The sequence below is a fragment of the Pseudomonas sp. BN515 genome (assembly GCF_029873155.1).
Taxonomy (GTDB): Bacteria; Pseudomonadota; Gammaproteobacteria; order Pseudomonadales; family Pseudomonadaceae; genus Metapseudomonas.
Map to the genome: position 1 here is coordinate 126,225 of NZ_SSOH01000092.1, position 10,212 is coordinate 136,436.

The following is a 10,212-nucleotide window of genomic DNA, read 5'->3' on the forward strand; positions in this document are numbered from 1 at the left end:
CCCACAGCACCGGACCTACAGGATTCAACGGAATTACGAGAGGCCCCATATGGTCAGTTTCAATCGCAACATCAGCCTGGACCTGCCGCATATCCGCCTGCAGGGGCTGGGCAAGGCCTATCAGGGCAGCAAGGGGCCGGTGCAGGCGCTGCATGGCATCGACCTGGAAATCCGTCGGGGTGAAGTGTTCGGCATCATCGGCCGCAGCGGCGCGGGCAAGTCGTCGCTGATCCGCACCCTCAACCGCCTGGAAAAACCCACCAGCGGCCAGGTGGTGATCGACCAGGAAGACATCGGCCAGTTCGACGAGAAGCAGCTTGTGCTGCTGCGCCGCCGCGTTGGCATGATCTTCCAGCACTTCAACCTGATGTCGGCCAAGACTGTCTGGCAGAACGTCGCGCTGCCGTTGAACGTGGCCGGCGTGCCCAAGGCCGATATCGAACGCAAGGTCAGCGAGCTGCTGCAATTGGTGGGGTTGGCGGACAAGCGCGATGCCTACCCGGCGCAGCTCTCGGGCGGGCAGAAGCAGCGCGTCGGCATTGCCCGTGCGCTGGTGCATCAGCCGGAAATCCTGCTCTGCGACGAAGCCACCTCGGCACTGGACCCGGAAAGCACCCAGGCCATCCTTTCCCTGCTACGCGATATCAACAAGCGCCTTGGGCTGACCATCGTGCTGATCACCCACGAGATGGCGGTTATCCGCGAAATCTGCGACCGCGTGGTGGTGCTGGAGCGTGGCCAGGTGGTGGAGCACGGCGAAGTCTGGCGTGTGTTCGGCGATCCGCAGCACGAGGTCACCCGGACCCTGCTGGGTACCCTGCGCCACGACCTGCCGGACGACCTGCTGGCGCGGTTGGTCAGTCAGCCGGCGGAAGGTGCCAATGAACTGCTGCTGGATCTGCATTACACCGGCGCCAGTGGCCGTGAGCCGGACCTGCTGGCCATCGCCCAGGCGCTCGGCACGCGGGTGAGCCTGGTGCATGGCGGCATCGACCGAATCCAGGGGCGCGCCCAGGGCCATCTGCTGCTCAGCGCGACGCTGGCGGGACAGGGCGGGCTGGACCTGCTGGAACGGGCGCGGCCCCTGGCGGACAAGGCGGAGGTGCTCGGCTATGTCGCCCATGCTTGACCGGCTGCTGCAGGGCATCCTCGACACCTTGCTGATGATCGGCGCGTCGTCACTGATCGTATTCCTGGTGGGGATTCCCCTGGCCCTGGTGCTGGTTACCACCGGCCCCGGCGGCATCTTCGAAGCCCGCACGTTGAACCGCACGCTGGGTAGCGTGGTGAACGTGCTGCGTTCGATCCCGTTCCTGATCCTGATGGTGGCGCTGATTCCCTTCACTCGCCTGATTGTCGGCACCAGCTACGGGGTATGGGCGGCGGTGGTGCCGCTGACCATCGCCGCCACGCCGTTCTTCGCGCGCATTGCCGAGGTCAGCCTGCGCGAGGTGGATTTCGGCCTGGTGGAGGCGGCTCAGGCCATGGGTTGTCAGCGGCGTCACATCATCTGGAACGTGCTGCTGCCGGAAGCTCGGCCGGGCATCGTCGGCGGCTTCACCATCACCCTGGTGACCATGATCAACTCATCCGCCATGGCCGGCGCCATCGGCGCGGGCGGGCTGGGCGATCTGGCCTACCGCTACGGTTACCAGCGCTTCGACACCCAGATCATGCTGACGGTGATCATCCTGCTGGTGGTGCTGGTGACCCTGATCCAGTTCGGCGGGGATCGTCTGGCGCGGTTATTGAACAAGCGGGCGTAGGCCACGCACATCCGGAAGCCCGATGCACGTTCGTAGGTTGGTGTAGAGCGAAGCGAAACCCAACATTGCTTCGTTGGGCGCTCCGCTCGGACCAACCTACGGGCCGCTATGCGGCCCTTCGCGAATGAATTCGCTCCCACACAAACAACGAGTAGTAGGGTGGGCTTCAGCCGGGATGGTGGGCTGAAGCCCACCCTACGAGAGACCCCAGCGGAGAAGGGGGAAGACCTTCAATCCATCACGTCCTGCAGCACTTCGTAGATGATTCCGGTGGCCACGGCGACCAGGATCAGGTCGGTGCCGGCCCGGACCCAGTCGTAACCTTCGTAGTGGGGCAGGCGGTTGACCAGGCGGCCGTCGAGCTTCTTGGCGATCCCCGGCGGCAGCGGCTTGCCGCGTGCCAGGTTCTTCTGGATACCCGGCGGCAGGGCCTGGGCCGGACCCCAATAGTCGCGATTGTCGTCGAGGATGACGCGGATGCCGCCGATATCCACCTGCGGGCTGCCGGACCAGTTGTTGCCTTGAGCGCTGGATTGGCCCTTGTCATGCCCCTTGCCTTTGCCGGGGTCCGCCAGCAGGGCGGGTGAGCCGGCGACGAGCGCAATACTGGTGAGTGCGGCGATCAGGGTGCGGGTTGTAGTCATGTCCTTGGCCTCCATGGGGCTTTTCCCTTTGCTGATGGACTGCGAAAGCAGGGGCGAGTGCTGCAACTATTGCAGAAATTTCTCTGGCTTGAAGTGTGCGGTTTTGTGACAGCGTTCATGCTTTTCAAGCCAGACGTCGACCGAACCTGCCGCTCGTCTTCCGGTGGCGAACCAGCTTAGGGGGCAAGGAGTCTCACTGCATACCGAGAAATAAAGCCTGTGGAGGCTCCAAATTGATCAATAAAAAAACCCTGTTGGCCGCAGCCACCTGTGCGATGGTCCTTGCGGCGGGTACCGTCCTGCCCGGCGGTGCATCCCTGGTCGACTCCGCCTACGCCCGAGGTAACGGGGGCGGAAACGGCGGAGGAAATGGTGGCGGCAACGGTGGTGGCCATGGCGGCGGCCATGGTGGTGGCTTCGGCGGTGGTATGGGTGGTGGCCATGCCGGCACTCACGACGGCAAGGGCCATGGCTACGGCAAGAGCGCCGATCATACCGGCAAGGCCACCCGCAATGGCGAAGACAAGGGCAACCGCTACGGCAGCCTGCGCAATGATGACAACGGCCATGGCGTGGCGACTTCCGCCGTCGCCCGCGACAAGGACAGCCGCGGTCTGGCCAATGCCCGTGCCGTGTCTGAGACGACCCCAGGCGATCACAACGCCCATGGACGTTCCCAGGCCGAGGCCTCGTCGAGCAAGAACGACGGCAAGAGCCATCGCTAGAGCCATCACTGGAAAAGAAAGGGGCAACCAGTTGGTTGCCCCTTTTTCATTCAGCGTGCCGCCAGCAACACGCCTCGGCATTCGCCGAAGCCGATGCTCGGATAGCCGTCCCGCCGGCAACGGGCGCGCAGGATCACTTCGTCGCCGTCTTCCAGGAAGGTGCGCTGCTCGCCGCCGGGCAGGGTGATCGGCTGCTTACCGCCGAAGGTGCTCTCCAGCAGGCTGCCGAAGGCCTGCGGTTCCGGGCCGGAGAGGGTCCCGGAGCCGAACAGGTCGCCGGCCTGCAGCTTGCAACCGCCGACGCTGTGGTGGGCAACCATCTGCGCCACGGTCCAGTACATGTTCAGGGTGTTGCTCAGCGCCAGGCGATGGGGCGCCAGGCCCTGCTCGCGCATGGCGGGGGTGAGGACCAGCACTTCCAGCTCGATGTCGAAGGCGCCTTTGGCCTGGTCGGCTTCGTCCAGCAGGTAGGGCAGGGGCTGCGGGTCGCCTTCCGGACGGGCCGGCTGGGCGGCGCGGAAGGGTTCCAGGGCTTCAGCCGTAACCACCCAGGGGGAAACCGTGGTGCCGAAGTTCTTCGCCAGGAACGGGCCGAGGGGCTGGTATTCCCAGGCCTGCACGTCGCGGGCGGACCAGTCGTTGAGCAGGCAGTAGCCGGCGATGTGTTGCTGGGCATCGCTGATGGCGATGGACTCGCCCATCTCGTTGCCCTGGCCGATCCAGATACCCAGTTCCAGTTCGTAGTCCAGGCGCTTGCTCGGGCCGAAGTTCGGCACTTCGTTGCCCGGCGGCATGGTCTGGCCCAGCGGGCGGCGCACCGGGGTGCCGGACACGCAGACGGTGGACGCGCGGCCGTGGTAGCCGATGGGCACGTACTTGTAGTTGGGCAGCAGTGGGTTGTCCGGGCGGAACAGGCGGCCGACGTTGTTGGCGTGGTGGATGCCCACATAGAAGTCGGTGTAGTCACCCACTTTCGCCGGCAGGTGGAGCTGGCAGGTGGCCGCGGCCGGCAGCAGGGCCTGGCCCATGGCTTCCAGGCGCTCCTGGGCGCTGCTGCCTTCGGCCAGCAGGTCCTGCAGCTGCGCGCGCAGGGCGCGGCGGGCAGAGGCACCGAGGGCGAAGAAGGCGTTCAGGCTATCGCCGCAGGCGGACTGCGCCGCTTCGGCCGCTTCGCCGCTGAACAGGCCTGCATCGGCGGCGACCTTGAGGTCGAAGATCGCGTCGCCGATGGCTACGCCACCGCGCGGCGAGGCGCCGGCCGGGCTGAAGACGCCCAGCGGCAGATTCTGCAGGGGGAAATCCGGGTGGCCGTTGGCGGAGGCGATCCAGCTACGGCGATTGTCTGTCTGGGTCATGTCAGATCCTGCCCTTGTCGAAGGTCTTGGCCATGCCGGCCCAGCATGCATCGTAGTCGCTCTGCAGCTGCGGGCATTCCAGCGCGTATTGGCTGGGGCGCAGCACGCGGCTGGTCTCGAACATGAAGGCCATGGTGTTGTCGATCTTGTGGGGTTTCAGATCGGCGGCGATGGCGGCGGTGGTGGTGGCGTTGTCCGGGCCGTGGGCGCTCATGCAATTGTGCAGCGAGGCGCCGCCCGGGGCGAAGCCTTCTGCCTTGGCGTCGTAAGCGCCCTGGATCAGGCCCATGAATTCGTTCATCAGGTTGCGGTGGAACCACGGCGGACGGAAGGTGCTCTCGGCCACCATCCAGCGCGGCGGGAAGATCACGAAGTCGACGTTGGCCTGCCCAACGGTTTCGCCGGGCGAGGTGAGCACGGTGAAGATCGACGGGTCCGGGTGGTCGTAGCTCACCGTGCCGATGGTGTTGAAGCGGCGCAGGTCGTACTTGTAGGGCACGTTGTTGCCGTGCCAGGCGACCACGTCCAGCGGCGAGTGGTCGAGGGTCGCAGCCCAGAGTTCGCCGAGGAACTTCTGCACCAGCTCGACCTTGCCATCGAGTTCTTCGTAATGGGCCACCGGGGCGAGGAAGTCGCGCGGATTGGCCAGGCCGTTGCTGCCGATGGGGCCGAGGTCCGGCAGGCGCAGGGCGGCGCCGTGGTTCTCGCAGATATAGCCACGGGCGGTGGCATCCAGCAGCTCGACGCGGAATTTCATGCCGCGCGGGATCACCGCGATTTCCAGGGGTTCCACATCCAGCAGGCCCAGCTCGGTCGCGATGCGCAGGCGACCCTGCTCGGGAACGATCAGCAGCTCGCCATCGGAATTGAAGAACACCCGCTGCATCGAGGTGTTGGCGCGGAACAGGTGCACGCTGACGCCCGAGGCCTGTTCGGCATCGCTGGTGGCGGCGATGGTCAGCAGGCCATCGATGAAGTCAGTGCGTTCGGTGGGAATGTCCTGCGGATTCCAGCGCAGGCGATTGGGCGTCACCGGACCCAGGCGGTTGCCGGCGATCTGGCGCTCCAGACGCTGGTACTGCGGGTGGTTGGCCGAAGGCTTGATGCGGTACATCCAGGTACGCCGGGCCTCGCTACGCGGCACGGTGAAGGCGGTTCCGGAAAGCAGCTCGGCGTACAGGCCGTAGGGCACTTTCTGCGGGGAGTTCTGGCCGACGGGCAGGGCGCCGGGCAGCGCCTCGCTGCTGAACTCGTTGTTGAAACCGGACTGGTAGGTGAGCGGAGCAGGGGAGACCATGGTGACCTCGCTGTTTTTGTAATTTGATTACGCATAACGTAATTTGAAAGGGAAAAGGGGTCAAGCTATAACAGCGGCCTCCACACCGACCAAGGCCATGACATGACGAGCGAGAACGACAGCGCGGGTGCACCGCGACGGCAGAAGGTGCAGGCCGCCGAAGTGGGCACTGACATCCTCAAGGGGTTGGCGGAACTGGCGCCGGCCACCTCGCTGTCGAAGTTGGCCGAGCACGTCGGCATGCCGGCGAGCAAGGTGCATCGCTATCTGCAGGCGCTGATCGCCAGCGGCTTCGCCGAGCAGGACGCCACCACCAATCACTATGGTCTCGGCCGCGAGGCGCTGCTGGTCGGATTGGCCGCCATTGGGCGGCTGGACGTGGTGAAGGTGTCCATGCCGCACCTGGCGGAGCTGCGCGACTCGCTGAACGAAACCTGCTTCCTTGCTGTTTGGGGCAACAAGGGGCCGACAGTGGTTCACGTCGAACAGGCCCTGCGTGCAGTGACCCTGGTGACCCAGGTGGGCTCGGTATTGCCGTTGCTGGGTTCGTCCACGGGGCTGGTGTTCAACACCTACCTGCCCGAGGGTGAAACCGCCTTCCTGCGCGACGAGGAAATGGCCCAGCCAGGGGCACCCGCCGCTGCCGAGCTGAAGGAGCAGATGGCGCAGATCCGCGCCACCGGGCTGCACCCGGTGCATGGCTTGCTGATGCCGGGGGTGAATGCGCTGTCGGCACCGCTGTTCGCCACGGGCAGCAAGCTCGCCGGGGTGATCACGGTGGTGGGGGCGGCCAGTGTGTTCAGCGCCGCCACCGAAGGCTCTGCCGCCGAGCGCTTGCACCGGGCGGCCGAGGCCATCAGCCTGCGGATGGGGGGGCGGCAGCCGGAGTAATCTGATCGCCGCCTACCCGTTCTACTCCTGGATTGTGAACAACTGGCCGCATTCCCTCGGGTCGCCGTGGTCGATGCCGACGTTCAGCCAGCGCAGGCGTGCCGCCGGATCGGGCAGGTCCAGCGGATCGGCCAAGGGCGGCAGGCCCGCGCCGGCACGCGCGGCGTCGCGTTCGTGCACGGCCTTGAGCGCCGCGTCCAACTGGTCCGGGTCCAGCCAGGCATACTTGTGCCGCGCATAGCTGATCCAGCTGCCCACCAGGCAGTCCGCCACCAGTTCCTGGGTTTTCCGCAGCGCTTCGTGGCCCTGCTCCGGGCCCAGTTCGGTATTGAGATCCCTGAACCACCCCACCACGCCCACCAGCTTCTGTATGTGGTGCGCGGCGGCGTGGGCTACCACATAGCTTCGTGCGAGATCGCCCACCTGCGGAGCGTTCTTCTGCAGGTCGTCCAGGTAGGCCATGTCGAGATAGAGCTGTGACGTGCTGGAGCAGTACAGCGGTCCGCTGAAAGTGCCCTTGAGCTGGCAGGGCGACTCCAGCCGGTCGCGGAAGATCACCACCTTGGGTCTTTTGTAGGAGTAGTCGGCGCGGGCGAGGAATTCGCCCCAGATGTCCTCGATGCTCTCCAGCATCAGTTTGGCCAGCTCCTGCGAGTCGGCCGGTGCCTGCTGCATGGCCGGGGGGGATGCCGGCACGGCGATCGGATTCGTCGCAGCGGCCGGCTCCTCTATCACCTCTTCGGGGAACGCCGGCGGTGGGGGCGTCAACCGGTCGATCAGGTGCGCGGGGCCGAAGGCCAGGTAGACCGCCACTCCTGCCAGCGCGACGATGATCAGCAACCACGACAGCCAGCGCAGCAGGCGGAGCAGCAACCCCGTGCGGGGACTCGGGGCGGCGGCTTTTCCGGGCATATCGATTAGCTCCTGAGGGTATTGAGATTCAGTGTTGTCGCTTCCGAGCAACCGCGCCATGTTTTCATCTGTCTCTCTCGTGAGACATCTGTCACATGATGGCAACCTGACGCTGCTTGAATGCCCGGCACTCATCAGCCGCCCGGAGTATCGATCATGGCAGCCGAAAGCAGTCTGGCTCGCCTGCTCAAGACCGTGGAACCCTTGACCCCGGACATGAGCATCAGTGATGTGGCCGATCGTCTGCTGACCCGTGAACACAAGGCCTTCCTGTCCCTGCCGGTGGTGGACGGGCAGGGGATGCCGCTGGGACTGGTCAGCCGCTACACGTTGCAGGACATCTTCATGCAGCGTTTCGGCCGCGACCTCTGGGGCCGCCGCCCGGCGTCCGACGTGATGAACCCTGCACCGCTCACCGTCGCCCTGGCCAGTGGCCTGGAGCTGGCGGCCAAGCAAGTCACCGGGCAATTGCAGTACCCGATTACCGAAGATTTCATCCTGGTGAACGAGCAGGGACGCTACTTGGGACTCGGCACGGTGCTCGACCTGCTGAAGGCCATGGAAATGCGCATTGCCCAGCGCAACCGGGTGCTGCGCCAGGCGCTGGTGGACCTGAAGGAATCCCAGACCCAGCTGGTGCAATCGGAGAAGATGGCGTCCCTAGGCCAGATGGTGGCTGGCGTCGCCCACGAGCTGAACACCCCGCTGGGCTACGTGAAGAACAACGTGCAGCTGATGGAAGAGCTGACCACGCCACTGTTCGCCCTGGCCGAGAGCCAGGCCGCGCTGGCCGCCTGCCTGGAAGACCCGGCCTGCGACGAGAACCGCCTGGCCGATGCCCTGGAACGCGCCGCCGCCAGCCGCGAGGAGGCCGCCCCTGAGCTTTTGGCCGGCGACCTTCGCCAGCTGTTCGGCGACACCCTGTACGGTATTGGCCAGATCGCCGAACTGGTTTCCGGCCTCAAGGATTTCGCCCGCCTCGACCGCGCCATGAGCGAGGAAGTGGACCTCAACGAGTGCATCCGCAGCGCCTTGCTGATCGCCCGCAACAACATCAAGGACAAGGCCGAGGTGTTCCAGATGCTGGGCGAGCTGCCCCGCGTCACCTGCGCCCCGTCGCAGATCAACCAGGTCTTGCTCAACCTCTTCACCAATGCCGCCCAGGCCATGGACGAACCGGGGCGCATCCAGGTACGCAGCTGGGCCGACGAGGCCGGCGTGTTCATTTCAGTGCAGGACAGCGGTCGCGGGATGCCACCGGACGTCATGCGACGCATCTTCGATCCCTTCTTCACCACCAAGCCGGTGGGCGAGGGGACCGGGCTGGGGTTGTCCATCAGCTACAAGATCATCCGTGACCATGGCGGCAGCATCCGCGTGGCCTCGGAGCCGGGGCGCGGAACGCGCTTTCTCATCAGCCTGCCGCGCAATCCGGCGGTCGAACTGAAACGGAGTGCCTGAGTCCATGTCGTCTCCCGTCCGCATTCTCTTCGTCGATGACGAGGAGCGCATCCTGCGCAGCCTGGCGCTGCAGTTCCGCCGCCAGTACGAGGTGATCACCGAGAGCGACCCGCTGCGCGCGCTGGAACGGCTCAAGGAAGAGTCGGTGCAGATCATCGTCAGCGACCAGCGCATGCCGGGCATGAGTGGTGCCGAGCTGTTGGCACGTTCGCGGGAGATCGCGCCGGAATGCCTGCGCATCCTGCTCACCGGCTACTCCGACCTGGATGCCGCGGTGGAAGCGCTGAACAACGGCGGTATCTTCCGCTACCTGACCAAACCCTGGGACCCGCAGGAAATGGCCTTCACCCTGCGCCAGGCGGCGGAGATCGCCCTGCGCCAGGCCGCCGCGCCGGTCACCACCGCCACCAGCAATCTGGCGGCGCCGCTGAACCTCCTGCTGCTGGATGACGACCCGGAAACCCTTCACTGCGTCCAGGCCTTCTGCCAGTCCGGCGGCCACCGCCTGCTGCGCGCCCACAGTTTGAGCGAGGCGCTGGTGACCCTGAACCTGGAGCCGGTGGACCTGCTGGTCAGCGACCTCAAGCTGGGCGGCGAGGATATGGCGCCGCTGCTGAAATCCCTGGCCCAGGCCCACCCGCGTCTGCTCAGCCTGGTGGTGACGCCGTTCCGCGACACCCAGGCGCTGCTCAAGCTGATCAACGAAGCGCAGATCTTCCGCTACCTGCCCAAACCGATCCGCCGCGGCCTGTTCGAGAAGGGCCTGAAGGCCGCCGCCGAGCAAGCCTTCCTCTGGCGTGCGCAGCCGCTGGAAATGGTTCCGCGTGCGGCGGATGCCCCGAAGGAAGCCAGTGAGAACCAGCGTGTCGGCAGCCTGCTGGGGATGCTGGCGCGATTGCGTGAGCGGGTTATTGCCTGAGACAAACTCCGATGGGCAGTCCTTCGGCCTGCTTGGCGATTGAAATCGCCCCTACAGGGGCGGGCCGCGTTCGGAGGAGGGGATATGGGCTGGCTCGAACCATCCGGCGAGCCCATTTCCTTGTAGGGGCGAATTCATTCGCCAAGGGCAACGCAGTTGCCCCGACGAACTCCCGAGGGCATACCTTCGGCCTGCCTGGCGATTGAAATCGCCCCTACAGGGTCGGGCCGCGTTCGGAGGAG

General features: G+C 65.7%; 10 protein-coding genes. 6 read left to right on the forward strand and 4 right to left on the reverse strand.

Annotated elements, in window-relative coordinates; translation table 11 throughout:
- Positions 1-49: 49 nt before the first annotated feature.
- Together E8E91_RS26180 and E8E91_RS26185 are read left to right on the forward strand one after the other, a co-directional pair.
- A complete protein-coding gene (locus E8E91_RS26180; RefSeq protein ID WP_280379916.1) occupies positions 50-1,129 on the forward strand; it encodes an ATP-binding cassette domain-containing protein in 1,080 nt (359 codons plus the stop codon).
- Positions 1,113-1,766, forward strand: coding sequence for a methionine ABC transporter permease (locus tag E8E91_RS26185; protein WP_179057604.1), 654 nt, complete (start codon positions 1,113-1,115; stop codon positions 1,764-1,766). Before E8E91_RS26180 ends, E8E91_RS26185 begins: the two co-directional genes overlap by 17 nt.
- Before the next feature lie 230 nt (positions 1,767-1,996).
- Here the strand turns inward: E8E91_RS26185 and E8E91_RS26190 are convergent, their stop codons facing one another.
- Positions 1,997-2,410 carry an anti-virulence regulator CigR family protein gene (locus E8E91_RS26190; protein WP_280372314.1) on the reverse strand — a complete coding sequence of 138 codons (414 nt, stop codon included), beginning with the start codon at positions 2,408-2,410 and terminating at the stop codon, positions 1,997-1,999.
- Between the two features lie 233 nt (positions 2,411-2,643).
- Between E8E91_RS26190 and E8E91_RS26195 the strand changes: the two genes are divergently transcribed.
- A complete protein-coding gene (locus tag E8E91_RS26195) occupies positions 2,644-3,135 on the forward strand; it encodes a hypothetical protein (RefSeq protein ID WP_280379918.1) in 492 nt (163 codons plus the stop codon).
- A gap of 50 nt (positions 3,136-3,185) precedes the next feature.
- Here the strand turns inward: E8E91_RS26195 and fahA are convergent, their stop codons facing one another.
- Together fahA and hmgA are read right to left on the reverse strand one after the other, a co-directional pair.
- On the reverse strand, positions 3,186-4,490 hold the full coding sequence (gene fahA, locus E8E91_RS26200; RefSeq protein WP_280379919.1) for a fumarylacetoacetase: 1,305 nt from the start codon (positions 4,488-4,490) through the stop codon (positions 3,186-3,188).
- Between the two features lies 1 nt (position 4,491).
- Positions 4,492-5,787, reverse strand: a complete 1,296-nt coding sequence (gene hmgA, locus E8E91_RS26205; protein WP_280379921.1) for a homogentisate 1,2-dioxygenase — start codon at positions 5,785-5,787, stop codon at positions 4,492-4,494.
- A gap of 102 nt (positions 5,788-5,889) precedes the next feature.
- Here hmgA and E8E91_RS26210 point away from each other — a divergent pair, with 102 nt between their 5' ends.
- On the forward strand, positions 5,890-6,678 hold the full coding sequence (locus tag E8E91_RS26210; RefSeq protein WP_280379923.1) for an IclR family transcriptional regulator: 789 nt from the start codon (positions 5,890-5,892) through the stop codon (positions 6,676-6,678).
- Positions 6,679-6,699: 21 nt separating this feature from the next.
- Here E8E91_RS26210 and E8E91_RS26215 read toward each other — a convergent pair whose 3' ends face one another.
- The gene (locus tag E8E91_RS26215) at positions 6,700-7,590 is read right to left on the reverse strand and encodes a neutral zinc metallopeptidase (RefSeq protein ID WP_280379925.1); all 891 of its coding nucleotides are present in this window, start codon (positions 7,588-7,590) and stop codon (positions 6,700-6,702) included.
- Positions 7,591-7,746: 156 nt separating this feature from the next.
- On the opposite strand from E8E91_RS26215, the gene E8E91_RS26220 reads away from it, so the two are divergent.
- The gene (locus E8E91_RS26220; protein WP_280379927.1) at positions 7,747-9,051 is read left to right on the forward strand and encodes an ATP-binding protein; all 1,305 of its coding nucleotides are present in this window, start codon (positions 7,747-7,749) and stop codon (positions 9,049-9,051) included.
- Between the two features lie 4 nt (positions 9,052-9,055).
- The gene (locus E8E91_RS26225) at positions 9,056-9,970 is read left to right on the forward strand and encodes a response regulator (RefSeq protein ID WP_280379929.1); all 915 of its coding nucleotides are present in this window, start codon (positions 9,056-9,058) and stop codon (positions 9,968-9,970) included.
- Positions 9,971-10,212: the final 242 nt, after the last annotated feature.

Coding starts and splice junctions, on each gene's coding strand:
- E8E91_RS26180 (WP_280379916.1), top strand. CDS start 50: ATGGTCAGTTTCAATCGCAACATCAGCCTGGACCTGCCGCATATCCGC.
- E8E91_RS26185 (WP_179057604.1), top strand. CDS start 1,113: ATGTCGCCCATGCTTGACCGGCTGCTGCAGGGCATCCTCGACACCTTG.
- E8E91_RS26190 (WP_280372314.1), bottom strand. CDS start 2,410: ATGACTACAACCCGCACCCTGATCGCCGCACTCACCAGTATTGCGCTC.
- fahA (WP_280379919.1), bottom strand. CDS start 4,490: ATGACCCAGACAGACAATCGCCGTAGCTGGATCGCCTCCGCCAACGGC.
- hmgA (WP_280379921.1), bottom strand. CDS start 5,787: ATGGTCTCCCCTGCTCCGCTCACCTACCAGTCCGGTTTCAACAACGAG.
- E8E91_RS26210 (WP_280379923.1), top strand. CDS start 5,890: ATGACGAGCGAGAACGACAGCGCGGGTGCACCGCGACGGCAGAAGGTG.
- E8E91_RS26215 (WP_280379925.1), bottom strand. CDS start 7,590: ATGCCCGGAAAAGCCGCCGCCCCGAGTCCCCGCACGGGGTTGCTGCTC.
- E8E91_RS26220 (WP_280379927.1), top strand. CDS start 7,747: ATGGCAGCCGAAAGCAGTCTGGCTCGCCTGCTCAAGACCGTGGAACCC.
- E8E91_RS26225 (WP_280379929.1), top strand. CDS start 9,056: ATGTCGTCTCCCGTCCGCATTCTCTTCGTCGATGACGAGGAGCGCATC.